Below are 24,438 nucleotides of genomic sequence, written 5' to 3' on the forward strand. Positions count from 1 at the left end.
CATCCATGCTGCGTCGCCTGATTGTTTCCGCGCTGCTGACATGCGGCGCTGGCCATGCCGCTCATGCAGCGTTACCCGAGCCCGTGCTGAAGCAACTGCAAGCGGCCAATATCCCGGAGGATGCGGTGGGCGCCGTGGTCTTGCGGGGTAATACCGTGCTGCTGTCGCACCAGGCGGACAAGGCGATGCAGCCCGCGTCGACAATGAAACTGGTGACCACCTTTGCCGGCCTCGAATTGCTGGGGCCCGTGTTCAAGGGCCGCACGGAGTTGCGCAGCAATGGCGACGTGGTGGGGGGCGTGCTGAAAGGCGACCTGTATCTGCGGGGCGGCGCCGATGCGGATTTCAACGAGGATGCGCTGGTGCACATGCTGGAAAAGCTGCGCACGGCCGGTATCCGCAAAATCAATGGCGACCTGGTGCTGGACCGCACCTTGTTCCAGCCGGCGCGTCCCGACCTTGGCGCGCCGCCATTCGACGAATATCCGGATGCGTACTACAACCTGGTTCCCGATGCGCTGTTGCTGAACATGAACCTGCTGCGCATCACGCTCGATTCCACGGGCGGCAAGCTGCGGCTCGATATGCTGCCGCAGCTGGAAAAGGTCAACGTGGTGGCGGACATGCCACTGACCGATGGCGATTGCGCGAAATGGGACGACAGCTGGAAGCCGCCGACGTGGGCAAGGCAGGGCACGCGCATCACCGTGACGTTGCATGGCACGTTTCCCCGCCATTGCGGGCCCAAGAGCGTGGCCGTGAATCTGCTCGACCGCAGCGATTACGCGGAGCGGCTGTTCCGCAGCGCGTGGACGAAACTGGGTGGCGCGTTTGGCGGCGTGGCGCGCGAAGCGTCCGGTGACAGCGCCACGCCGGCATCGGCCAGACTGCTGGCCGAACACGTGTCGCGGCCGCTGGCCGAAGTGCTGCGTGATATTAACAAGACGTCGGACAACGGGCTGGCGCGCACCTTGTACCTGAGTCTCGGCAGCCTGGAAGCGGATCCCATGCTGGGCAGCAGGCCGGTGGCCGCGCCGGCAGGGCGCATTCCCGTGATTGGCGGCGGGCCGCTGGGGACGCAAGTTGCGGCAGGCATTACCGCACCTGCTGCGCCTGCAGCACCGCCGGAACCGACCGCCGCGCGCGCCGAGCAAGCCATCCGTGGCTGGCTGCGCCGCCTGGGCATCGACGATACCGGCATCGTGCTGGAAAACGGGTCCGGCCTGTCGCGCAGCGAGCGCATCAAACCCGCGCAACTGGCTGCCTTGCTGCAGGCGGCGCAGCGCTCGCTGTGGATGCCGGAACTCTTAACGAGCCTGCCGATCGCAGCCATCGACGGCACCATGCGCCGCCGCCTGGCAGACACGCCCGCCGCCATGCGGGCGCGCGTGAAGACGGGGGCATTGAAAAACGTGGTGGCGATTGCTGGCTATGTGCCGGATGCGCATGGCGAGCAATGCGTCGTGGTGGCGTTCGTCAACCACGACCTGGTGGGCAATGGCAACGGGCGCAAGGTGGGCGATGCGCTGATCGACTGGGTCGCCACAGTGCAAGGATCGAAACTCTGATTCGATACCGGGAGTACGGAATCATCTGACAATTGCTGTTCTTATCAATACAAAGCTTTGTCTATAGCATCTCACGCATACCAACTATGCAGGAGATGCCATGAACACCGCACCACGCCAATTGTTGCTGGACATGTATGCCAGCGCCGTCGACGCCGTCAGCGCCGCCAGATGCCTGCCCGCCTATTTGCCGCCGCCGCCGCGCGGGCGCACGCTGGTGATCGGCGCCGGCAAGGGCGCCGCCGCGATGGCGCAGGCGGTCGAAGCGCACTGTCAAGGTGCGTTGTCCGGACTGGTCGTCACGCGCTATGGCCATGGCGCCGCGTGCCGCCAGATCGAGGTGGTGGAAGCGTCGCACCCGGTGCCCGATGGCGCGGGCCGCGCGGCAGCAGCGCGCATGCTGGCCATGGTGCAGGGGCTGACTGAAGACGACCTGGTGCTGTGCCTGATTTCCGGCGGCGGTTCCGCGCTGCTGGCGCTGCCGGCCGATGGCATCACGCTGGAAGACAAGCAGGCGGTGAACAAGGCGCTGTTGAAAAGCGGCGCGACGATTTCCGAAATGAATTGTGTGCGCAAGCATTTGTCGGCCATCAAGGGCGGCCGGCTGGCGCTGGCGTGCGCCCCGGCGCGCGTGGTGACCTTGCTGATTTCCGACGTGCCGGGCGACGATCCCGGCATCGTTGCCAGCGGCCCGACCCTGCCCGATCCGACCACGTGCGCCGATGCGCTGGCCGTGCTGCGCAAGTACGGCATCGCGGTGCCGGACGCGATCGAACAGCACCTGGCGTCCGGCCGCGGTGAAACGCCGAAGCCGGGCGATCCGCGCTTCGCGCGCAATACCCACCACGTGATCGCCAGCGCGCAAATGGCGCTGGAAGCGGCAGCGGCCACGGCGCGCGCGGCCGGCGTCACGCCGTACATCCTGTCGGACGACATGGAAGGCGAAGCGCGCGACGTCGGCCACGTGCACGCATCGCTGGCGCGGCAGGTGGCGCTGAAACAGCAACCGTTCGTGGCGCCCTGCGTCTTGATTTCCGGCGGCGAGACCACCGTCACGGTGCGCGGCAGCGGCCGTGGCGGGCGCAATGCGGAATTCCTGCTCAGCACGGCCGTGGCGCTGCAAGGCTTGCCCGGCGTGCATGGCATCGCGTGCGACACCGATGGCATCGATGGCTCGGAAGACAACGCGGGCGCCCTGTTCGGCCCGGATTCGCTGGCGCGCGCGGCGGCGCTGGCATTGCGCCCCAGGGCCATGCTGGACAATAACGATGGCTATGGCTGTTTCGCGGCGCTGGGCGACCTGGTGATGACGGGGCCGACCCGCACCAACGTCAACGATTTCCGCGCGCTGGTGATTACGGGCGACGCCGCTCAGAGCACGCGGACATAGTCGCGCCGCACGGTATTGCGGTCGCCGCAATCGAAGTGCCACCACTCGGTGTTGATGCCGACAAAGCCTGCCGCGATCATGGCGCCGCGCAGCAGGTCGCGGTTGGCCAGGTGGGCTTCCGTCAGTTCGCCGTTGGCCAGCATCTGTCCTTCCAGCGCCGGGTGGGAACGGTCCGTCATGTCGTCGAAGGCCGTGCCCATGTCCAGTTCAGCGCCCTGCCCGTCGCAGATGGTGACGTCCACCGCCATGCCGAACGAATGGATCGAGCCGCGCGCGGGTTCGGCCAGGTAGATTTGCAGGTCCGTGCCGCGCAGCGCATCCCACAGCAGTTGCTGCACCCGCTGTGGGCGCAGCGCATCGAGCACCAGCAGCGTGCAGCCGGGGCGCTCGTGCGCCAGCCATGCCACGGCCTTTTCCATTGCGGCAGCCGCTTCGCGGTGCAGCCACGCGCAATCGTAGGGCGAATACAGGTCGCGGCCCACGAAGTTGTTGGCGCTCGCATAGCGCAAATCGGTGCGGATGCCGGCAATGCTGCCCAAGGGGCGGAAGTCCGGATGCGACGGCACGTCTTCGCTGGAAATCGTATGCTTCACGCAAAGCCCTCCAGCCGCTCGCGCGCCGCGCGGGCAATGCAATCGGCCAGCTGGCGCGCGCCATGCGACAGCGGTGCGTGGCTGGCGGTCAGCAAATACATTTGCACGGGGATTTCCGGCGCCCACGGGCGGCACTGCACCAATGCCGGGGAGGCGGATGCCGCAGTGAACGGATCGACCACGGCCATGCCGCCGCCCGCTTCCACCAGTGAGCGGGCGATCTGGTACGTCTGCACCACGGTGCGGAATTCGGGTTCGATGTCCTGCGCTTCGCACGCGGCCAGCACTTGCGCGCCCAGCGGGTCGCTGTCTTCGTGGCCGATCAATTCGCCCGTCAATCCCTGTGCCGTCAGCGGCTGCCGGCATTGCCTGTCCGTCCATGTGCCGCGCGGCGCGATGGCCGTCATGACGCCTTGCGCCAGTGCTTCCGCAACGATGCCCGGATGACCGGGGTCTTGCAGCGACAGCGCCATGTCCGCTTCGCCCAGCCGCAGGATGTTGACGATTTCACTGGTGTGGTGCGTGCCCAGTTCGCAGCGCGCGGCCGGAAAATCCTGGCGCCACGCGCGCATGGCTTGCGGCAGCACACTGATGGCGACAGTCGGCGTCGATACCAGCCGCACGGTTTCCACCGCCCTGCTTTTCAAACTGGCGGCCAGCCGCCGGATGCCCAGCAGGTCGCGGCTGAGCTTTTCAGTTTCCGCAAACAGGCGGTGCGCTTCGGGTTTCGGGTACAGCTTGCCCCGCACGCGCTCGAACAGCGGCATGCCCAGTTGCTGTTCGCAATGCTGCAAGACTTTGGTGACGGCCGGTTGTGAGATGTGCAAGACTTGCGCGGCGCCGCTGATGGTGCCGACCTGCATGATGGCGTGAAAAACTTCGATGTGACGCAGCCGCATGGCTTATTTCCCGGAATCCAGTCCTGCCACGGTGGCAAGACCGGTGCAGCATAGGCCAACGCACCGCTGCACGCAATCGTGTTCCTGTATCGGCTTGTATCGGCCTGTATCGCTACTACAGCTTAGTGCAGTTCCTGGGTTGCCGCCACCGGCACGGGGGCGGCCGCTTGCGTGCGGGTCAGCACGTCGAGGATGGCGGCGGTTTCCGCATCGGGCTCGCCGTCGTATCTGGACTGGCGGTATTTCGACTGGAAGGCGAACAGGACGTTGCGGGTGGCGTCGTCGAGCACGCCCGATTGCGCCACCGCGTAGCCATGCTGCGCGAGTTTTTTCTGGAACCAGATGATGTCCGGCATCTGTGTCTCGAACACGGCGCGCTGGGCCGCCACCTGGGCCGCATCCGGCCACGCGATCAGGCCGGCTTCCGCCAGTTGCTGCCAGGGGAACATGGGGCCGGGGTCTTGCTTGCGCTGCGGCGCCACGTCGGCGTGGCCCAGGATGTTTTGCGGCGCGATCTGGTGGCGCTTGACGATGTCTTTCAGCAGCAGGATCAACTGGTCGATCTGCGCCTGGCTGTAGGGTGCATAAGTCCCGCGCGCGTGGTCCGTGTAGCCGGGATTGACGATCTCGATGCCGATCGAGGCGGGATTCAGGTTGGAAAAGGTTTTCCAGCTCGACAGGCCCGCGTGGTTGGACTGGCGCGCTTCATCGACCAGCACATAGAACTTCGGTTCGGCTTCGTCGGTCAGCAGGTAATGGCTGCTGACCGCCTGTTCCGTCAGCGTCTTGATCGAGCCTGGTAAATTGGCGACGGTGTAATGCAGGATCACGAATTTCACGCGGCTGCTCTGGCTGCGCGCGGTGTACGTGTTATCCAGCCGCGCGGCCGGCGGCGCGGTGGCGCAGCCGGTCAGCAGGATGGCAATCAGGGGCAACAACAGCTTTTTGAACAAGGGAACTCTCCGCTTTTTCACGATCAGGACCGGGGCCGCGCCGCCAGGCGGGCTGCCGCGTAATGGGGCTGCACCGTGTGGCGGTGCAGCGGCACGTTGGGTGGCAGCGTATCACGCATGGCGTGTTCTATCAGCGGATGCAATTCCGCCGCGCGGCCGGACAATGCCACGGGCCGCACGCCGAAGCGCGAGACCAGCGCCATCGCGATGCGCGCCAGTTCCCGGCCGGCCTGCTGCAGGATGGCTTGCGCCACCGGGTCCTGTTCCGCGCTGGCGGCGACGGCCACCGCCAGTTGGCCGATGGCGCCCCGTTCGCTGCCATACATGAACTGGCGCGAGTACGCCCAGTCGCTGCCGCCCACGTGATCGAATACCGCGTGCGCCATGGGCGAGTCGCGCCACGCGCCCGGCGCTTCATCTTCGCGCCGCCAGATATGGCGCAACGCTTCGCGGGCGATCCAGTAACCGCCGCCGCCATCGTCCAATCCCACGCCGCGGCCGCCGGCGCGGTGGAAGGCGCCGTGCGGGTCGATATAGGCGGCGATCGAGCCGGTGCCGGCATAGACCAGGTAACCGGCGCCGGGCATAAAACTGTCGAGGTAGGCGATTTCCACGTCGTTCGATATCGTGACGTGGTCCGGGGCGATGCCCAGCAACTGCGCCAGCCATTGCGCGGGCAAGGCGCCGTCGTCGCCAAAACCCGTCAACCCGGCGCAGGCGCGGCGGGGTTGTCCACAGGCCAGCACGGCCTGCGCCAGCGCGGCAAAGGTGCTGTGCACAACTTCACGGCCCGCTGCACTGGTCATTTGCAACGCCGACAAGCCCATGACATGGCCTTCCGCCACGACCGCGCCTTCAGCGTCCGCGAGCGCCCACCGCGTTTGCGTCCCGCCAGCATCGATTCCCAGCCCCAGCATCGTCATCCAGATATTTCCATTAACCAAAAAGGTGCCAGGGACTAAAATTCCTTCTGGAAAAAAAGTCCCTGGCACTTAAATTCTGTCAGAAAAGGGGCCAGGCCCCGAAATGTCGATTAGTTACAGTTGCGCGGTGATGCGCTCGCTTTCGTTGCCCAGGCGGTCCACGGCGCTGACCACGGCGACGCCCGGTTGCAACGCGCCGTCGTCGGCCAAGGTCACTTCCGTCAGGTTCGACGGCGCCGTGATGAAGCGCCATTCGTTGCCGTATTTGGCCCAGATCGCGAATTGCGTCGTGCTCTTGCCGGCGGACAGGCTCAAATCCAGCCCCCCCGTCCCGCGCCTGGCCGAGACGCGCGGCGCCGCCGGCGCTTCCGCACCCAGCCACGGCGTGGGCGGCACCAGCGCGGCGCTGGTGTAGCTGGCCGCGCGCAACTGGTCCGCCACGCCTTTGCGGTTTTGCATCAGCGCGGCAATGCTGAAGTGCACGTGCCCATTCACCCCCTGGCGGCTGCGGGTCACCCCGATCTGCTTGACGATTTCTTCCGCGTCGAACGATTTCGGCGTGTTGTCGATCTTGCTCGTGTACAGGCCCGGCCACACGTGGCGGCCCCGTGTGTTTTCACGCAGCCAGTAATCGAGCAGCACGTCGAAGGCTTGCGGCTGCTGGGAGATGGGCCAGTACAGCTGCGGCGCCAGGTAATCGAGCCAGCCGTTTTTCAGCCACAGTTCCGCATCGGCGTACAGCTTGTCGTACTGGCTGAAGCCCACGATGCCGGGCGGGCGGCGGTCCGGGCGGCCGATGCCGAACGGGCTGATGCCGAAGCGCACCCACGCCTTTTCGCGGTGGATGCCCGTGTACAGCGCTTCGATCAACTGGTTGACGTTTTGCCGCCGCCACGAAGGGCGGTCCAGCTTGCCGCCACCCTGCAGGTAGCGTTGCCACGCCGGCTGGTCCGGGAATTCCAGTTCCGGTTTCATGCCGCCGCTGGCGGGCACGTCGAGCGCGGCCGATTCCGCGCCGGTGGCGCTGGGCGCTTCGATCGGGTAGGGATAGAAATAATCGTCGATGTGCACACCATCGATGTCATAGCGGCGCACCACGTCCAGCACCACGTCCAGCGTGTGCTTCGACGCATCCTGCTCGCCCGGGTCCATCCACTGGTAGCGGCCATAGGTTTTCACCGTGTGCGGCCGGGTCACGGAAATATGGCTGCGCGCGGGCGGCGATTTCGCGGTCGCATGGCGCGCGCGGTACGGGTTGAACCACGCGTGCAATTCCAGGCCCCGCGCGTGCGCCTGGTCGATCCAGAATTGCAGCGGGTCATAGGCGGGCGACGGCGCCTTGCCCTGCTGCCCCGTCAGGAATTCGCTCCACGGTTCCAGCTCGGACGGGTAAATCGCATCGGCGCTGGGACGCACTTGCAGCACGATGGCATTCAAATTCAGCGCCCGCGCGCGGTCCAGGATGGCGATGGCTTCCGCCTGCTGTTTGGCCACGGGCAGGTTGCTGCGGCTTGGCCAGTCGATATTGGCCACGGTCGAGACCCACGCGGCGCGGAATTCGCGCGGCGCGGGTGGCGGCAGCACGCCGTTGACGGCGGGCGCCCTGCCGGCGGCCGGCGCCGTTCCCGCAGCCGTACCGGCGGCGCCAGGCGCGGCGCCCGGGCCCGGTGGCTGGGCGTTGGGCAGCGGCGGCGCCAGCGATGTGGTGGAACAGGCGCTCATCAGCGCCGCCAGCGCGGCGGCAGCGCCGGCGGTCAGGGTCAGCCGCTTTTTCGGATTCAAAACCATACCTCGATTCAGTGATTGCGCCGGTATTGTAGCTGTAAGCCGGGCGATACCGCGCCAAGGAGCCTAACCTTCGCGCCCGAACGCGGGGTCGACCTTGATCAGCGCCGTCACGGCAAACGCGGGGACGGTGGCCAGGCACGCATAGATGAAGAAGTGCTGGTAACCCAGTTGCTGCTGGATCCAGCCGCTGGCCATTTGCGGCGCCATCATTCCCAGCGCCATGAAACCCGTGCAAATCGCATAATGCGCGGTTTTATGGGCGCCGTCCGACACCATGATCATGAACATCAGGTACGACGCGAAGCCGAAGCCATAGCCGAATTGTTCCAGCGCGATGGCGCCCGTGATGGTGGTCAGGCTGGAGGGCATCATGGTGGACAAATAGACAAACACCAGGTCCGGCACGTGCACGGCCAGCGCCATCGGCCACAGGCATTTTTTCAGGCCAAAGCGGGCGATCGTGACGCCGCCCAGCAAGCCGCCCAGGGTCAGCGCAAGGATGCCCACCGTGCCATAGGCAAAACCATAATCCTTGTTCGACAGCCCCAGGCCGCCCACGTCGCGCGGATCGAGCAGGAACGGCGTGGCCATTTTCAGCAATTGCGCTTCGCCCAGGCGGAACAGCAGCAAAAACGCAAGGATGACGACGATGCCATCCTTGCGGAAGAACGCCCCGAAGGTGTCGAAAAATTCACGGTATAACTGCTTGCCGGCGGGCGGCGGCTGGTCCGCCGCAGGGCGCGGCAATACCAGCGCATGCCACGCGAACAGCGTCAGAAACAGCGCGCCCAGCACGAAGAACACGATGGACCATGCCGTCTGCGCATCGCCATGGCGTTCGATCAGCACGCCGGACAGGCTGACCAGCGCGCCCTGCCCCAAAATCGTCGCGGCCCGGTAAAACGTGCTGCGCACGCCGACGTACGCGGCTTGCTGCTGCTTGCGCAGGGCCAGCATGTAAAAGCCGTCCGCCGCGATGTCATGGGTGGCGGAACTGAAGGCCATCAGCCACAGCACGGCCAGGCTGGCCTGGAAGAACAGCGGCAAATGCGTGGTCAGCGCCACCATCGCCATGCAGGTCCCCAGCAGGAATTGCAGCGCCACGACCCAGCGCCGCCGCGTGCCGAACATTTCCACCAGCGGCGACCACAAGGGCTTGATCACCCACGGCAGGTACAGCCAGCCCGTGTACAGCGCGATATCGGTATTGGAAAAGCCGGTATTTTTGTACATCACCGTGGCCAGTGTCATCACCACCACGTAGGGGATGCCCTGGCCAAAGTACAGCGTGGGAATCCAGCGCCAGGGATTGCGTTGTTCGGTTGCTTCCAATGTGGACTTTCAGGTGCGTATCAGGTGGTTCGGTCGGATTTCAGCGCCGCCCGCACGCTGCCGCCGGTCTGGGCCAGCACGGCGGCGGCCTGTTCCGTGGTCTGCCCGTTCAGCAGCGCGACGATGGCGACCTTGACGTGGTGGCGGCACTGCTCCAGCGTGGCGCGGGCGGTGGCCTCGTCCACGCCGGTGGCGTGCATGGTCAGGCGCACGGCGCGCTGCACCAGCTTGGCGTTGGTGGCCTGCAAGTCTACCATCAGGTTGCCGTACACTTTATGCAAACGCACCATCAGCGCGCTCGAGATCGTGTTCAGCGCGATTTTCTGCGACGTGCCGGCTTTCAGCCGCGTGCTGCCGGAAATGACTTCCTCGCCCGTGTCCAGCGTGATGCCGATCTCGGCCTGCAGGGCGACGGGCGCATCGCGGTTATTGGCAATGCCGATGGTCAGCGCGCCCGCGTCGCGCGCTGCGGCCAGCGCGCCCAGCACATACGGCGTGCCGCCCGATGCGGCTAGCAGGAACACCACGTCATCGGCGGTGGGATGCACGGCGTTCAAGTCCGCCGTTCCCTGCGCGGCATCGTCTTCCGCCCCTTCCACCGCCTGGAACATGGCGCCCGCGCCGCCCGCCAGCAGCGCGACGGCCCGCTCGTGGGGCCAGGAAAAGGTGGGATACAGTTCGACGCTGTCGAGTACGCCGAGACGGCCCGACGTGCCGGCGCCCACGTACAGCAGGCGCCCGCCCGCCTGCAGGCGCGGCACGGCGGCGGCGATGGCGGCGGCAATTTGCGGCGCGGCCTGGCGCACCGCTTGCACGGCTTGCAGCTGGTCGTCGACAAAGGCGCCGACCAGGTCCGCATCCGCGTATTGGTCCAGTTGTGCGTGGCGAACACTGGGAGTCTCAGTTTTCAGCATCGCTCGGCCCTGGAAGTTGGGTTGGGGTCTACGCGGGAGCGCGTCGCATTTCCGCCACGAAATCGTAATGGTCGCTGCGGCAATACGAATGGGTCAGTTCCACGGCTTCGCCGGATTCCAGGTAGGCGATCCGGGTGATGAACAGCACCGCCTGCCCTTCCGGCACTTCCAGTTGCTGCGCCAGCTCGGCCGGCGCATTCATGGCGCGGATATGCTGCAGCGCGCGCGCCGGCGCCTTGCCGGTCGATTCCAGGTAGGCGTACAGCGAATCGCCGATGGCTTCCGGTTTCGGCACGATATGTTGCGGCAGCACGGACACTTCATACGCCATCACGACATCGTCCGCCATGCGCAGGCGCTCCAGCCGCGCCACTTTGCTGCTGGGCGACAAGGCCAGGCTCATTTGTTCGTCCGCCGACGCGGTGACGATGGCGCGCTTCAGCCAGCGCGATTTCGGCGTATAGCCGCGCTGCTGCAATTGCTCTGAAAAACTGGTGAGGTTGGACAACGGCTGTTCGATGCGGGGCGCGATGTAATTGCCCGAGCCGCGGCGGCGCACCACCAGGCCCTGGTCGACCAGTTGGTCGATGGCCTTGCGCGCCGTGACGCGCGACACGTTCAACAGTTCCGACAGCGTGCGCTCGGACGGCAAGGCCTGGTCGACCTGGTAACGCCCATTGCGCACGTCGTCACTGAGCTTGCGCGCGATCTGCATGTACAGCGGCGAATTGTCTGATACATCTGCGTGGAATTCAACGCTGGTCTGGCTCATACGGGTTTCTCCTAGGCCTCCAGTGTAAACGGCGCGGAGCTTTCACGTCCATTTTTTGCTCGAACCTATGTTATGTGCCGCACATGGCGGATTTCGTGGGTAAGCTGTCGGCATGGCCAATTTCACGCATCCTGCCCAGCACGTGATTGTCATCGGCGCCGGCGTCGTCGGGCTGGCGTCCGCCTGGTGGCTGTTGGAAGCGGGTTGCCGCGTCACGGTGGTCGAGCAGGCCGAAAGCGTGGGCAGCGGGTGCAGTTACCGTAATGGCGGGCAATTAAGTTACCGCTACGTATCGCCGCTGGCCGATGCGGGCGTGCCGTGGAAAGCGTTGCAATGGCTGTGGCAGCCGGACGGTCCGCTGCGTTTCCGGCTGGAAGCGGACCCGCGCCAGTGGCGCTGGCTGGCCCGTTTTCTTGCCAGTTGCAATGCCGGCGCCAACCGGCGCACGACGGCCACGCTGCTGCAACTGGGGGAACTCAGCCGCAATGCCATGGCGCAGCTGGCGCTGGCGGTGCCTTTGCAGGAATTTGCGTGGCGCAACGCGGGCAAGCTGGTGGTGTACCGTTCGCGTTCGCTGTTCGATGCGGTGGTGAGCCGCGCCGACGTGATTCCCGATCCCGATAATACGCGCCAGGTGCTATCCCCGGCGGAAATCGTGCAGCGCGAACCGGCACTTTCCGGGCTGTCGCCGCAGCTGGCGGGTGGCATTTTTGACGATGGCGAGGCGGTGGCCGATTGCCACGCGTTTTGCCTGGCGCTGGCGCAGCGCTTGTTGTTGCATCCCCGTTTTGACGGAATCGTGCGGGCGGAAGTTCGGCAGTTGCAGGTCCGCCAGGGCAGGATTGGCGCGCTGCTGACTAGTTCCGGCAGCCTGCACGCGGACCGGTATGTGCTGGCGGCTGGCATATCGAGCCGCCACCTGGCTAAAACTGCTGGCATTTATTTGCCGGTCTACCCGCTGAAAGGCTATAGCCTGACAGCGCCAATCCGTCCTGGCGATGCCGCGCCTGCCGTCAGCGTGACAGACTTCGAACGGAAAATACTGTATGCGCGCATAGGCGGCAACTTGCGTGTGGCGGGCATGGCCGACCTGGTGGGCGAAAACACAGCGATCGACCCGCGCCGCATCACCTCTTTGCTGCGCTTGGCCTGCGCCACCTTGCCCCGGGCCGCTGATTATGATCGCGCGGAAAGTTGGGCGGGCTTGCGTCCTGCCACCCCGCATGGCGCGCCGATAGTTGGCGCCACCCGTTACCCGAACCTTTGGCTGAACGTGGGCCACGGCGCGCTGGGTTTTACCTTTGCGTGTGGCGCGGCAGTGCTGCTGGCTGATCTGATGCAGGGGAAATCAGTTGCACTGGAAGGGCTGGCGTTGTCTCGTTAGACGGGATGAACTTAAAATTATGGAGCATGGCTATTTTAATTTTAGCATTAAGTTAAAATAGCAGCGTCGCTTAATTTAACTTTATAAAATGCAAAGAGGACTCACGGGATCGTACGTTTCCAGTATTGCCGGCGGCGTAGCCTGCCGTGCATTCGTTCCTGACCCGCTCCCGCCACAGCCATCATTGAACTTCGATGACAAGCTGCAAGCACGGATCACCGATGCATTGCTTGCGCTCGGACGGCTGGATGCAATCAGTACGTTATTGCCGGATGCGAAGCTATTCCTGTATAGCTATGTCCGCAAAGAGGCCGTTATGTCTTCGCAGATCGAAGGCACGCAGTCGTCGCTTAGCGACCTGATGCTGTACGAGATGCAAGGGCAGCCAGGCGTGCCAATGGATGATGTCCAGGAAGTCTCATGTTACGTAAAAGCATTGAATTTAGGTGTCGAGCGCGTCCGCGAAGGTCATCCGATTACCTATCGGTTGCTGGCTGAGGTACATGCGGCTTTGATGACGTCGGGACGGGGTATCCAGCGTGGCCCGGGGGAGTTTCGGCGCAACCAGGTTTGGATAGGCGGGCATCGCGCGGACGAAGCGGTATTTGTTCCGCCGCCGGCGCATGCTTTGGCCGACTGTTTCAGCGCACTTGAACGGTTTATCAACGATGCCGATACTCGAACGTCACCGGTCATAAAAGCGGCGTTAGCGCATGTGCAATTTGAAACTATTCACCCGTTCATGGACGGCAATGGCAGGCTAGGACGCTTGTTAATCCCCTTGATACTGGTCGAAGCCGGAGTGCTCAAGGAGCCGTTGCTTTACTTATCGGTGTTCTTCAAGCGGCATCGCCAAACGTACTATGAATTATTGCAGCAGGTAAGAATGGTGGGAGATTGGGAAGCTTGGTTGCTGTTTTTTGTTGATGCGATTGCGGCGACAGCCAACCAAGCTGTCGCAACGGCCAAGCAGCTCACCGGCAAACTGGCAGAAGACAAAGCGCGCCTTGTCGCGCTGGGCCGTCTGGCCGGATCGGCAACCCAGGTCTTGGACGCTATGTTCAAGTACCCGATTGCCAACATCAATTCACTGGCCACGAGTACCGGCCTGACTGCGGCAACGATAGGCAAGGCGCTGGATGCACTGCAAAATCAACTCGGTATCGTGCATGAGCTATCTGGCATGAAGCGCAACCGGATCTACGCGTACTCCGCATACATAGACATTCTCAATCAAGAAATCGCCTGACCAGCGGCAGGGGATGTTGCTGTATGGGCAACATGCGCCGGGATACCCAATATGGCGGATAATGGCGGGATTTCCGCTGTCTTTTGTATCCCGATGTCCAAATCCAAGTCCCCTGCCTGCCCCTGCGGCGGAACGTCCCTTGCCACCTGCTGCGGCCCTTATATAGAAGGGGCGGCGGTGCCGCAAACGGCGGAGCAACTGATGCGTTCGCGCTACACTGCCTACACGCAGAAAAACGAGGCTTACCTGCAGGCGACGTGGCACGCCAGCACCCGTCCCACGGAGCCCGTGATCAGCCCAAATGAAAAATTGCAATGGCTGGGACTTGAGGTAAAATCTGCTTTACGTTTACGTCAACGTAAAGCAGAAAACGAAGATTATGTTGAGTTTGTTGCAAGGTTCCGTGTCCAGGGCAAGGGCCAGCGTTTGCACGAAATCAGCCGCTTTTTGCGCGAACCTTCACCCGAGGGGCTGCGCTGGTTTTACGTTGACGGTACTTTTCCCGAATAACCAGTTACCAACTGTGACGCGGACCGAGACACCGCGTCGAGAAGAGGAACCCGAATGCCGCATATCGAAAGCAAACTCAATCCGCGCAGCGACGATTTCAAGTCCAATGCGGCCGCCATGCAGGCGCTGGTCGACGACCTGCGCGCCAAGGTCGCGAAACTGGCCCAGGGCGGCGGTGAAGCGGCGTGCGCCAAGCACACGGCGCGCGGCAAGCTGTTGCCGCGCGACCGCGTGCAAATGCTGCTCGATCCCGGCACCCCGTTCCTCGAACTGTCGCAGATGGCTGCCTTCGGCATGTATGACGATGCGGCGCCGGCGGCCGGCATCATCACCGGCATCGGCCGCGTGGCGGGCCAGGAGTGCGTGATCGTATGCAACGACGCCACCGTCAAGGGCGGCACGTATTACCCGATGACGGTGAAAAAGCACCTGCGCGCCCAGGAAATCGCCGACCAGAACAACCTGCCGTGCATTTACCTGGTGGACTCGGGCGGCGCCAACCTGCCGAACCAGGATGACGTGTTCCCGGACCGCGACCACTTCGGCCGCATCTTCTTCAATCAGGCCAACATGTCGGCCAAGGGCATCCCGCAAATTGCCGTCGTCATGGGTTCGTGCACGGCCGGCGGCGCCTACGTGCCGGCCATGAGCGATGAATCCATCATCGTCAAGGAACAGGGCACGATTTTCCTCGGCGGCCCGCCACTGGTGAAAGCGGCGACCGGCGAAGTGGTGAGCGCGGAAGACCTGGGCGGCGGCGACGTGCATACGCGCCTGTCCGGCGTGGCCGACCACCTGGCGCAAAATGACTTGCACGCGCTGTCGCTGGCCCGCACCATCGTGTCGAACCTGAACCGCAGCAAGCCGCGGCAGGGCGCACTGCGCGAAGCGGTGGAACCGAAATACCCGACCAGCGAACTGTATGGCGTGATCCCGGTCGATACCCGCAAGCCGTTCGATATCCGCGAAGTCATCGCCCGCATCGTCGACGGCAGCGACTTCGATGAATTCAAGGCCCGCTATGGCGCCACCCTGGTATGCGGCTTTGCCCATATCTATGGCATGAAGGTCGGCATCGTCGCCAACAACGGCATCCTGTTCTCCGAGTCCGCGCTGAAAGGCGCGCACTTCATCGAACTGTGCGCGCAGCGCAAGATCCCGCTGGTATTCCTGCAAAACATCACGGGTTTCATGGTGGGCCGCAAGTACGAGAACGAAGGCATTGCCCGCAACGGCGCGAAGATGGTGACGGCCGTGGCGACTGCCGCCGTGCCGAAATTCACCGTGGTGATCGGCGGCAGCTTCGGCGCCGGCAACTATGGCATGTGCGGACGTGCGTATTCCCCGCGCTTCATGTGGATGTGGCCGAATGCCCGCATTTCCGTGATGGGCGGCGAACAGGCCGCTTCCGTGCTGGCCACCGTGAAACGCGACGGCATCGAAGGCAAGGGCGGCCAGTGGTCGGCGGAAGAGGAAGCCGCGTTCAAGCAGCCGATCAAGGACCAGTATGAGCACCAGGGCCACCCGTATTACGCCACCGCGCGCCTGTGGGATGACGGCGTCATCGACCCGGCCGACACCCGCATGGTGCTGGGCCTGGGCTTGTCCGCCGCGTTGAACCAGGAAATCCCGGACACGAAGTTCGGCGTATTCCGCATGTAAGGGGGAATGGGTATATGACTTATGAAACCTTGCAGGTGACGATCGATGGTAAGCTTGCCACCGTCACGTTGAACCGTCCGGACGTGCGCAACGCGTTCAACGACAAGACCATCAGTGAAATCACGCTGGCGTTCGACGCGCTGGCGCAGGAAGACGACGTGCGCGCAATCGTGCTGGCGGCCAATGGCCCGGCCTTTTGCGCGGGCGGCGACTTGAACTGGATGAAAAAAATGGCGGGCTATACGCACGCCGAAAACAATGCAGATGCGATGCTGCTGGCAGAAATGCTGCGCACCATTTACCAGTGCCCGCAGCCGGTGGTCGCCAAAGTACACGGCGATTGCTATGCGGGCGGCATGGGCCTGGTGGCCGCATGCGACATCGTGATTGCCGCGGACGTGGCAAACTTCTGCCTGAGCGAAGTGAAGCTGGGACTGATCCCGGCCACCATTTCACCTTATGTCATCAAAGCCATGGGCGAACAGGCGTCGCGCCGCTATTTCCTGACCGCAGAGCGGTTTGGGGCGGCCGAGGCCCACCGCATCGGCTTCGTGCACGAACTGGCGACCCCAGAGACTATCGACGCGAAGACGGCGGAACTCGTCAAGGCCCTGCTGGGCAACAGCCCGAACGCGGTGCGCGAAGCGAAAACGCTGGTGCGCGATGTGGCGGGACGTCCCGTCGACGATGCGCTACTGGCCGACACGGCGCTGCGCATCGCCAACATCCGCTCGTCACTGCAGGGCCGCGAGGGCGTGCAATCCTTCCTGGAGAAGCGCAAGCCGAATTGGCTATAGCCCGCACGCAGCCCGTGGCGGTAACGGAAACGGAGCAGTTTTGGAAGCACATCAACAGAGCGTAGAAACCGACAGCGACTGGGTTGCCCGCAGCCTGCGCAGCGTCTGGCACCCGTGCACGCAGATGCAGCACCATGCTCAGGGTACAGATCATGTGCCGCTGATCGCGGTCAGCCACGGCCGTGGCCCGTGGCTGTACGACCACCACGGCGACCGTTATCTGGACGCGATCAGTTCGTGGTGGGTCAACCTGTTCGGCCATGCCAACCAGCGCATCAACGGCGCGCTGAAAGAGCAGCTGGACATGCTGGAACACGCCATGCTGGCCGGCTTCACGCACGAACCCGTGATCCGCCTGTCGGAACGTCTGTCCGCGCTGACGCAGCACCAGCTTGGCCACGCGTTTTACGCGTCGGATGGCGCGTCCGCCGTGGAAATCGCGCTGAAGATGAGCTTCCATGCGTGGCGCAACATGGGCCGCACGGACAAGCAGGAATTCGTCTGCCTGAAGGGCAGCTACCACGGCGAGACCATCGGTGCGCTGGCCGTCACCGACGTGGCGCTGTTCAAGGATGCCTATGGCCCGCTGCTGCGGGCGTCGCGCATCGTGATGTCGCCCGATGCGCGCCAGGCCGTTGATGGCGAGAGCGCCGAGGACGTGGCGCGCCGCGCGGCGGCCGACGTGCAAAAACTGTTCGAAGAAAACGGCGCCAGCATTGCCGCCATCATTATCGAACCGCTGGTGCAGTGCGCGACGGGCATGGCCATGCACGATCCGCTGTACCTGAAGCTGGTGCGCGAACTGTGCGACCGGCACGACGTGCACCTGATCCTCGATGAAATCGCCGTCGGCTGCGGCCGAACCGGCACGTTCTTCGCATGCGAACAGGCCGGCATCTGGCCGGACTTCCTGTGCCTGTCGAAGGGTATCAGCGGCGGTTACCTGCCGCTGTCGATCGTGCTGTCGCGCGAAGAAATTTACCAGGCGTTTTACAGCGCCGACGTCACGCGCGGTTTCCTGCACTCGCACTCGTACACGGGCAATCCGCTGGCGTGCCGCGCGGCGCTGGCGACCCTGGATATCTTCGAAGAAGACCAGGTGCTGGAGACGAACAGGATCCGCGCTGAAAAATTGACGCGCGCCCTGCAGCCGCTGGTCAATCATGAACGCATTAGCCATGCCCGCCAACGCGGCATGATCTGGGCCTTCGACGCCATCGATGCGGGCCCGGGATTCTCGCGCCGCTTCTTCACGGAAGCCACGCGCCAGGAATTGCTGCTGCGCCCGATCGGCAACACGATTTACCTGATGCCGCCATACATCCTCAACGATGAGGAAATCGACGGCCTCGCTGCGCGCACCCTGTCGGTGTTCGAAACCACCATCGCGGGGGCATGAGCATGGATTTACTGAATAAACTGCAACTGCAACTGGCGGGCCTGGAAGAAAAAAGCCTGATCCGCAAGCGCCGCCATGTGGAAACGCCGGCCGGCCCGCGCGTGACGGTCGATGGCCGCGACATGCTGTGCTTTTCCAGCAATGACTACCTGAGCCTGGCGGGCCATCCGAAAGTCATGGCCGCGCTGCAAGAGGGTGTGGACCTGTATGGCGCCGGCAGCGGCGCGTCGCACCTGATCTCCGGCCACAGCCGCGCGCACGCGCAACTGGAAGAACGCCTGGCCGGCTTTGTCGGCCAGCACCTGGAAGCGCCCAGGGCCTTGTACTTCTGCACCGGCTACATGGCCAACCTGGCCGTGCTGACCGGGCTGGCCGTGGGCGACAAGGACACGGAAATCTTTTCCGAATCGCTGAACCACGCCTCGCTGATCGATGGCGCGCGCCTGTCGCGCACGACGGTCAAGGTGGTGGGCCATGCCGATGTCGCCAGCCTGGCGGCGCTGCTGGAGCAAAGCACGGCGGCCAACAAGATCGTCGTCACCGACAGCGTGTTCAGCATGGATGGCGACCTGGCCCCGCTGCCGGAGTTGCTGGCGCTGTGCGAACGGCATGGCGCGTGGCTGGTGGTCGACGACGCGCACGGTTTCGGCACGCTGGGCGACAACGGCCGCGGCGCGCTGGAACACTTCAATTTGCGCTCGCCGTACCTGGTGTACGTGGGAACGCTGGGCAAGGCCGCCGGAGTCGGCGGCGCATTCGTGGCCGCGCACGAAGTCGTGATTGAAACGCTGATCCAGCGCGCCCGTCCCTACATCTTCACCACGGCGGCGCCGCCCGCGCTGGCGCATGCGCTGCTGGCCAGCGTCGATATCATCGAAAGCGAAGAGGGGCGCCAGCGCCGCGCCCATGTGCAGGCGCTGATTGCACACCTGAAAGCCAGCTTGAAGTTGAAACGTTGGCAACTGATGCCGTCCGATACGGCGGTACAACCCATCGTGATCGGCGATAATGCTGAAACCATGCGCGTATCCGCCGCGCTGTACGCGCAAGGCTTCTGGGTGGGCGGCATTCGTCCGCCGACCGTGCCGCTGGGGACGTCGCGCCTGCGCGTGACCCTGGCGGCGGGCCATACGATGGACGAAGTGGACCGCCTGGTCGCGGCTATCCATGTGCTGGAGGAGCAATCATGAGCACTGACAAGCCGGATGTCGTCGCATCCACCTTCGCGCCCACAGCGGATTTGCCCGTCATCGTGGTGGGCGAAACCGTGGTGGGCGCCGCTGTCGTCCAGGATGAACCCAAACCCGCGGGGGCATCGCAAGCTGCGCCGCAAACGCAACCCGCCTTGGCAGGCTGGCCGCCCCGTTTCTCTTGCTTTGTGACGGGGACGGATACGGAAATCGGCAAAACGCTGGCGTCCAGCGCCATCCTGCATGCGCTGGTCCAGCAGGGCGTGCGCGCCTGCGGCATGAAGCCGGTGGCGGCCGGCGCGGAAATCCGCAATGGCGCGCTGCATAACGACGATGCCGACATGCTGATCGCGGCCGGCAACGTGACGATGCCGCAATCGCTGACGACGCCATACATGCTGATGGAACCGGCCGCGCCGCATATCGCGGCGGCGCTGGAAGGCGTGACCATCGACCCGGTGCCGATCCTGGCCGCGTACCTTGAAATCGCTGCTGCATCCGATGCCGTGGTGGTGGAAGGCGTGGGCGGCTTCTGTGTGCCGCTCAACGACAGTTTCGACACCGCCGACCTCGCGCAGCAGCTCGACTTGCCAGTGATCCTGGTGGTGGGCTTGCGTCTGGGCTGCATCAGCCACGCGCTGCTGACAGCCGAAGCCATCGCCGCGCGCGGATTGAAACTGGTGGGCTGGATTGCCAACGAAGTGCAGGCGGAGATGGCGTTCGCCGATGAAAACGTGGCGGCGTTGAAGCAGCGCATCGGTGCGCCGCTGCTGGGACGCATCCCGCGCCTGGGGCAACCCACCGCCGCCGCCGCTGCCGAGTATTTGAATCTGGCGGGCCTGCCGAACTGGCCCACCCGCCGCAACAATCAATGAATGTGAAGGAAACATGATGTCGCAAGCGACCCTGCAAGAACCGAAGACCGCACAGACCGTGGAGCTGCACCGTCCGGCCAAGGCGATCAAGCTGCCCGAAGCCGCCACCTGGCCACTGGAAGATGTGATGGCGCTGTACGAACTGCCGTTCAACGACCTGATGTTCCGTGCACAGGAAACCCACCGCGCGTACTGGCCGGAAGGCGACGTCGAACTGGCGACCCTGCTGTCGATCAAGACCGGCGGTTGCGAAGAGGATTGTGGTTACTGCCCGCAGGCGGCGCGCTACGACACCGGCGTGGAAGCCAAGAAAATCCTGGACATCGACACCGTGCTCGATGCCGCGCGCCAGGCCAAGGACAATGGCGCCACCCGCTTCTGCATGGGCGCCGCATGGCGCAGCCCGAAAGAGCGCGACATGGATAAAGTGGAAAACATGGTGCGCGAAGTGAAGGCCATGGGCCTGGAAACCTGCGCCACGCTGGGCATGCTGGAAGCCGAACAGGCCGAGCGCCTGAAGGCCGCCGGCCTGGATTATTACAACCACAACCTCGATACGGCCCCCGAGTTCTACAACAACGTGATTTCCACCCGCGAATACCAGGACCGCCTGGATACGCTGGGCCACGTGCGCAACGCGGGCCTGAAAGTGTGCTGCGGCGGCATCGTCGGCATGGGTGAAACCCGCGCCCAGCGCGCCGGCCTGATCGCGCAGCTGGCCAACCTGAACCCCTACCCGGAATCGGTGCCGGTCAACCACCTGGTGCAGGTGGAAGGCACGCCGCTGCACGGCCTGGATCCGCTGGACCCGCTGGAATTCGTGCGTACCATCGCCGTGGCCCGTATCACGATGCCGAAAGCGCGCGTGCGCCTGTCGGCCGGCCGCCGCGAACTGGGCGAAGCCGTCCAGGCGATGTGCTTCATGGCCGGCGCCAATTCCATCTTCTACGGCGACAAGCTGCTGACCACCGACAATCCCGAAGCCAACGACGACCGCGCACTGCTGGCCAAGCTGGGTTTGAAGACCCGCGCCAATACGCTGGAATCGGTGCAGAAGGAACGTTGCGGCTGCTAAAGCGACGGCCCTCGCCCGTCGTAGGGCGGCTTTTACAAAGCCGCCGGGAATGACACCGGACCTTTGCCGGCGCCACAAGTCTCAAGGCAAGGGTCACAGAATTGAACTCATACCAAAACTTCGAGCCACGAGCTGAATAGAGAGAGACCATGTTCAAGAAAATCCTGATTGCCAACCGAGGTGAAATCGCTTGCCGCGTGGCCGCTACCGCGCGCCGCCTGGGCATCAAGACGGTTGCCGTGTATTCGGAAGCGGACGCCAACGCCAGGCACGTCGCCGTGTGCGACGAAGCGGTCTTGCTGGGCCCTGCGGCCGCCAAGGAAAGCTACCTGCGCGGCGACAAGATCATCGCCGTGGCCAAGGCCACCGGCGCCGAGGCGATCCACCCGGGTTACGGCTTCCTGTCGGAAAACGCGGAATTCGCGGACGCCTGCCATGAGGCGGGTCTGGTCTTCATCGGCCCGCCGGCGTCGGCCATGCGCGCCATGGGTTCCAAATCCGCGGCGAAATCGCTGATGGAAAAGGCCAGCGTGCCGCTGGTGCCGGGCTACCACGGTGACAATCAGGATGCGGACTTCCTGCAAACGCAGGCCGACCGCATTGGCTATCCGGTGCTGCTGAAGGCGTCGGCCGGCGGCGGCGGCAAGGGCATGCGCGTGGTGGAATCGTCGGAAGCGTTCCGCGACGCGCTGGCGTCGTGCAAGCGCGAAGCCATCAGTTCCTTTGGCGACGACAAGGTGCTGGCCGAGAAATACCTGCAGCGCCCGCGCCACATTGAAATCCAGGTGTTCGCGGACACGCACGGCAACTGCATCCACCTGTTCGAGCGCGATTGCTCGGTGCAGCGCCGTCACCAGAAAGTGCTGGAAGAGGCCCCTGCGCCAGGCATGACGGCCGAACGCCGCGCCGCCATGGGCGAAGCCGCCGTGGCGGCCGCCAAGGCGGTCGGCTACGTTGGCGCGGGGACGGTGGAATTCATCGCCAACCAGGATGGCTCGTTCTACTTCATGGAAATGAACACCCGCCTGCAGGTGGAACACCCGGTGACGGAAATGATCACCGGCGCCGACCTGGTGGAGTGGCAGTTGCGTGTCGCCGCCGGCGAGCCGCTGCCGAAGAAGCAGCATGAACTGGCGATCAACGGCCACGCGATCGAAGCGCGCGTTTATGCGGAAAACCCGGAAAAGGGTTTCCTGCCGTCGATCGGCACGTTGCGCCACCTGGGCACGCCGGACGCCGTGAACTTCGAACTGGGCGGCATTCCCGGCCACCCGGCTGGCGTGCGGATCGATGCGGGCGTGCGCGAAGGCGATGCGATTTCGCCATTCTATGACCCGATGATCGCCAAGCTGATTGTCTGGGGCGCGGACCGCAAGCAGGCGCTGGCCCGCATGGCGCAGGCGCTGTCGCAATACCAGATCGTCGGCCTGGCGTCGAACATCGCGTTCCTGAACCGGCTGGTGCAGGGCGAAGCGTTCGCCACGGCCGACCTGGATACGGGCCTGATCGAACGCAACCACGATGCGCTGTTCCCGGCCGCGCAGCCTGCCGCAAGCGGTGCGCTGGCGCTGGCCGCTGTGGCGCTGATCGAAGCGGAAAAAGACCGCTCCGCCGCGCAGTCGGGCGCCAATGCTGCCGACCCGTGGGGCCAGGCGCTCGGCTGGCGCATGAACCAGCCTTACGTGCGCAAGCTGTCGTTTGCCGACGATTACGCGGCCGGCCTGCCGTCCAAGGCGTATGGCGTGGAAGTCACGTACCTGAACGATGGCTGGATGTTCAACTTGTCGGGATCGGAGGCGTCGCCGCAATTGCTGACGCTGATGTCGCAGCAGGGCGCCGATATCAGCGTCAAGCTGGGTGATACGGCGGTCCATGGCAGTGTGCGCCGCGACGGGGAACTGTTCCACGTCTTTACCAACGGCCTGCACTACACGCTGCACTACAACGACCCGATGGCCCATGCGGGCGAGTCCGAAGCGGAAGGCGGCCGGCTGACGGCGCCGATGCCGGGCAAGGTGGTGGCGGTGCTGGCCGAAAAGGGCAAGGAAGTCAAAAAAGGCGATGCGCTGGTCATCATGGAAGCCATGAAGATGGAGCACACCATCGCCGCACCGCATGACGGCGTGGTGGACGACGTGCTGTACGCCGTGGGTGACCAGGTGGCAGACGGCGCGCCATTGCTGGCGTTCCGCGCGGCGTAATGGCGCAGTTGCAGGAGGAGCAAATGCGTATTTTGCTGCATCGCGCGGACGGCAAGACGGAGCCGTGGATCAAGGATTTCGCGCGCTATCTGCCGGAAGCGGAAGTGATCGTGTGGGAAAAGGGCGTGCCAGCGCCGCCCTGTGATTACGCGGTGGTATTCGTGCCGCCCGAAGAAATGTTGCCGGACCTGCAGGAAGTCAAAGCGATTTTCCTGACGGGTTCCGGCGCCGACGGCATCCTGCGCTTTGGCGATGCGATTCCGCCGCACATCCCCGTGGTGCGCCTGACCGATGCGGGCATGGGCGCGCAGATGGCGGAATATGTGACGCACGCCGTGCTGCGCTACTTCCGCCGCTTCCACGAATATGAAGACCTGGCGCGCGCCGGCGAATGGGCGCCGCTGTTGCCGCCCATTCGCGAAGATTTCGCGGTCGGTGTCATGGGAACCGGCGTGCTGGGCTCGCGCGTGCTGGAAGCGTTGAAACCGTTCGGTTTCCCGTTGCGCGCGTGGAGCCGCACGGCGCGCGCCATCGATGGCGTGCAGTGCTTCCATGGCGCCGATGGCCTCGACACGTTCCTACGCGGCACCCGTGTGGCGGTGTGCATGCTGCCGTTGACGGACGAGACCAACAACATCCTGAACCAGACCAACATGTCGAAAATGCCGCAAGGGTCGTTCATCGTCAATGTGGGGCGGGGCGGCCACCTGTCGGAACCGGATTTGCTGAACTTGATGCGCACCGGCCATATCGAAGCAGCCACCCTGGACGTGTTCCGCAACGAGCCGCTGCCGATGCAGCATCCGTTCTGGAAAGAACCGCGCATCACGATCACGCCGCATATTTCCGCGCTGACGTTGCGGCGCGAAAGCGTGCAGCAAATCGCCGGCAAGATGCGTCAAATGGACAAGGGCGAAGCGGTGGCCGACGTGATTGAGCGCAGCAAAGGATATTGAGAGGAAGA

At 64.3% G+C, this 24,438-nt stretch carries 21 protein-coding genes; 13 read left to right on the top strand and 8 right to left on the bottom strand.

Annotated elements, in window-relative coordinates; genetic code table 11:
- Positions 1-5 precede the first annotated feature (5 nt).
- Together dacB and GJ700_RS04010 are read left to right on the top strand one after the other, a co-directional pair.
- A complete protein-coding gene (gene dacB / locus GJ700_RS04005; RefSeq protein ID WP_154371356.1) occupies positions 6-1,568 on the top strand; it encodes a D-alanyl-D-alanine carboxypeptidase/D-alanyl-D-alanine endopeptidase in 1,563 nt (520 codons plus the stop codon).
- A 100-nt stretch (positions 1,569-1,668) separates the two neighbouring features.
- Positions 1,669-2,958: a glycerate kinase type-2 family protein gene (locus tag GJ700_RS04010; protein WP_154371357.1), complete on the top strand. Its 1,290-nt coding sequence runs from the start codon at positions 1,669-1,671 to the stop codon at positions 2,956-2,958.
- On the opposite strand, the gene GJ700_RS04015 is transcribed toward GJ700_RS04010, so the two are convergent.
- The 8 genes from GJ700_RS04015 to GJ700_RS04050 all read right to left on the bottom strand — a co-directional run bounded on the left by GJ700_RS04015 (position 2,940) and on the right by GJ700_RS04050 (position 11,132).
- Entirely contained in the window at positions 2,940-3,551 is a 612-nt protein-coding gene (locus tag GJ700_RS04015; RefSeq protein ID WP_371867814.1) for a M15 family metallopeptidase, read from the bottom strand. The two genes, GJ700_RS04010 and GJ700_RS04015, sit on opposite strands and share 19 nt — an antisense overlap.
- A complete protein-coding gene (locus GJ700_RS04020; RefSeq protein WP_154371358.1) occupies positions 3,548-4,450 on the bottom strand; it encodes a LysR family transcriptional regulator in 903 nt (300 codons plus the stop codon). The genes GJ700_RS04015 and GJ700_RS04020 overlap by 4 nt, the downstream gene beginning before the upstream one ends.
- Positions 4,451-4,572: 122 nt before the next feature.
- Positions 4,573-5,403, bottom strand: a complete 831-nt coding sequence (locus tag GJ700_RS04025; protein ID WP_154371359.1) for an N-acetylmuramoyl-L-alanine amidase — start codon at positions 5,401-5,403, stop codon at positions 4,573-4,575.
- A 23-nt stretch (positions 5,404-5,426) separates the two neighbouring features.
- Positions 5,427-6,326, bottom strand: coding sequence for an N-acetylglucosamine kinase (locus GJ700_RS04030; RefSeq protein ID WP_154371360.1), 900 nt, complete (start codon positions 6,324-6,326; stop codon positions 5,427-5,429).
- A 114-nt stretch (positions 6,327-6,440) separates the two neighbouring features.
- A complete protein-coding gene (locus GJ700_RS04035) occupies positions 6,441-8,114 on the bottom strand; it encodes a glycoside hydrolase family 10-like protein (RefSeq protein ID WP_154371361.1) in 1,674 nt (557 codons plus the stop codon).
- 63 nt (positions 8,115-8,177) lie between these two features.
- Complete coding sequence (locus GJ700_RS04040; RefSeq protein ID WP_154371362.1) at positions 8,178-9,446, bottom strand: MFS transporter; 1,269 nt, start codon at positions 9,444-9,446, stop codon at positions 8,178-8,180.
- 20 nt (positions 9,447-9,466) lie between these two features.
- A complete protein-coding gene (gene murQ / locus GJ700_RS04045) occupies positions 9,467-10,360 on the bottom strand; it encodes an N-acetylmuramic acid 6-phosphate etherase (RefSeq protein ID WP_154371363.1) in 894 nt (297 codons plus the stop codon).
- A 28-nt stretch (positions 10,361-10,388) separates the two neighbouring features.
- The gene (locus GJ700_RS04050) at positions 10,389-11,132 is read right to left on the bottom strand and encodes a GntR family transcriptional regulator (RefSeq protein WP_154371364.1); all 744 of its coding nucleotides are present in this window, start codon (positions 11,130-11,132) and stop codon (positions 10,389-10,391) included.
- Between the two features lie 112 nt (positions 11,133-11,244).
- Here GJ700_RS04050 and GJ700_RS04055 point away from each other — a divergent pair, with 112 nt between their 5' ends.
- The 11 genes from GJ700_RS04055 (at position 11,245) to GJ700_RS04105 (ending at position 24,430) form a co-directional block, all read left to right on the top strand.
- Complete coding sequence (locus tag GJ700_RS04055) at positions 11,245-12,516, top strand: D-amino acid dehydrogenase (RefSeq protein ID WP_154371365.1); 1,272 nt, start codon at positions 11,245-11,247, stop codon at positions 12,514-12,516.
- A gap of 184 nt (positions 12,517-12,700) precedes the next feature.
- Positions 12,701-13,765 (top strand): Fic family protein, encoded by a 1,065-nt coding sequence (locus GJ700_RS04060; protein WP_229506790.1) that lies wholly within the window; start codon positions 12,701-12,703, stop codon positions 13,763-13,765.
- Positions 13,766-13,816: 51 nt separating this feature from the next.
- Positions 13,817-14,275 carry a YchJ family protein gene (locus tag GJ700_RS04065; RefSeq protein WP_371867815.1) on the top strand — a complete coding sequence of 153 codons (459 nt, stop codon included), beginning with the start codon at positions 13,817-13,819 and terminating at the stop codon, positions 14,273-14,275.
- A gap of 54 nt (positions 14,276-14,329) precedes the next feature.
- Positions 14,330-15,937, top strand: coding sequence for a carboxyl transferase domain-containing protein (locus tag GJ700_RS04070; RefSeq protein WP_154371367.1), 1,608 nt, complete (start codon positions 14,330-14,332; stop codon positions 15,935-15,937).
- Positions 15,938-15,951: 14 nt separating this feature from the next.
- Positions 15,952-16,734, top strand: a complete 783-nt coding sequence (locus GJ700_RS04075; protein WP_154371368.1) for an enoyl-CoA hydratase/isomerase family protein — start codon at positions 15,952-15,954, stop codon at positions 16,732-16,734.
- Positions 16,735-16,774: 40 nt separating this feature from the next.
- Entirely contained in the window at positions 16,775-18,133 is a 1,359-nt protein-coding gene (bioA, locus tag GJ700_RS04080; RefSeq protein WP_195763774.1) for an adenosylmethionine--8-amino-7-oxononanoate transaminase, read from the top strand.
- A 2-nt stretch (positions 18,134-18,135) separates the two neighbouring features.
- Entirely contained in the window at positions 18,136-19,323 is a 1,188-nt protein-coding gene (bioF, locus tag GJ700_RS04085; RefSeq protein ID WP_154371369.1) for an 8-amino-7-oxononanoate synthase, read from the top strand.
- Positions 19,320-20,198, top strand: coding sequence for a dethiobiotin synthase (gene bioD, locus GJ700_RS04090; RefSeq protein ID WP_154371370.1), 879 nt, complete (start codon positions 19,320-19,322; stop codon positions 20,196-20,198). The genes bioF and bioD overlap by 4 nt, the downstream gene beginning before the upstream one ends.
- Positions 20,199-20,214: 16 nt before the next feature.
- Complete coding sequence (gene bioB / locus GJ700_RS04095) at positions 20,215-21,273, top strand: biotin synthase BioB (protein WP_154371564.1); 1,059 nt, start codon at positions 20,215-20,217, stop codon at positions 21,271-21,273.
- 149 nt (positions 21,274-21,422) lie between these two features.
- Positions 21,423-23,474, top strand: a complete 2,052-nt coding sequence (locus GJ700_RS04100; RefSeq protein WP_154371371.1) for an acetyl/propionyl/methylcrotonyl-CoA carboxylase subunit alpha — start codon at positions 21,423-21,425, stop codon at positions 23,472-23,474.
- Between the two features lie 23 nt (positions 23,475-23,497).
- Positions 23,498-24,430, top strand: a complete 933-nt coding sequence (locus tag GJ700_RS04105) for a 2-hydroxyacid dehydrogenase (RefSeq protein ID WP_154371372.1) — start codon at positions 23,498-23,500, stop codon at positions 24,428-24,430.
- Positions 24,431-24,438 lie beyond the last annotated feature (8 nt).

The organism is Pseudoduganella rivuli, from assembly GCF_009674485.1.
GTDB classification, from domain to species: Bacteria; Pseudomonadota; Gammaproteobacteria; order Burkholderiales; family Burkholderiaceae_D; genus Rugamonas; species Rugamonas rivuli_B.

Bases quoted from the DNA above. Each gene is read 5' to 3' on its own strand.
- dacB (WP_154371356.1), top strand. From the start codon at position 6: ATGCTGCGTCGCCTGATTGTTTCCGCGCTGCTGACATGCGGCGCTGGC.
- GJ700_RS04010 (WP_154371357.1), top strand. From the start codon at position 1,669: ATGAACACCGCACCACGCCAATTGTTGCTGGACATGTATGCCAGCGCC.
- GJ700_RS04020 (WP_154371358.1), bottom strand. From the start codon at position 4,450: ATGCGGCTGCGTCACATCGAAGTTTTTCACGCCATCATGCAGGTCGGC.
- GJ700_RS04030 (WP_154371360.1), bottom strand. From the start codon at position 6,326: ATGACGATGCTGGGGCTGGGAATCGATGCTGGCGGGACGCAAACGCGG.
- GJ700_RS04035 (WP_154371361.1), bottom strand. From the start codon at position 8,114: ATGGTTTTGAATCCGAAAAAGCGGCTGACCCTGACCGCCGGCGCTGCC.
- murQ (WP_154371363.1), bottom strand. From the start codon at position 10,360: ATGCTGAAAACTGAGACTCCCAGTGTTCGCCACGCACAACTGGACCAA.
- GJ700_RS04050 (WP_154371364.1), bottom strand. From the start codon at position 11,132: ATGAGCCAGACCAGCGTTGAATTCCACGCAGATGTATCAGACAATTCG.
- GJ700_RS04055 (WP_154371365.1), top strand. From the start codon at position 11,245: ATGGCCAATTTCACGCATCCTGCCCAGCACGTGATTGTCATCGGCGCC.
- GJ700_RS04065 (WP_371867815.1), top strand. From the start codon at position 13,817: ATGGCGGATAATGGCGGGATTTCCGCTGTCTTTTGTATCCCGATGTCC.
- GJ700_RS04070 (WP_154371367.1), top strand. From the start codon at position 14,330: ATGCCGCATATCGAAAGCAAACTCAATCCGCGCAGCGACGATTTCAAG.
- GJ700_RS04075 (WP_154371368.1), top strand. From the start codon at position 15,952: ATGACTTATGAAACCTTGCAGGTGACGATCGATGGTAAGCTTGCCACC.
- bioF (WP_154371369.1), top strand. From the start codon at position 18,136: ATGGATTTACTGAATAAACTGCAACTGCAACTGGCGGGCCTGGAAGAA.
- bioD (WP_154371370.1), top strand. From the start codon at position 19,320: ATGAGCACTGACAAGCCGGATGTCGTCGCATCCACCTTCGCGCCCACA.
- bioB (WP_154371564.1), top strand. From the start codon at position 20,215: ATGTCGCAAGCGACCCTGCAAGAACCGAAGACCGCACAGACCGTGGAG.
- GJ700_RS04100 (WP_154371371.1), top strand. From the start codon at position 21,423: ATGTTCAAGAAAATCCTGATTGCCAACCGAGGTGAAATCGCTTGCCGC.
- GJ700_RS04105 (WP_154371372.1), top strand. From the start codon at position 23,498: ATGCGTATTTTGCTGCATCGCGCGGACGGCAAGACGGAGCCGTGGATC.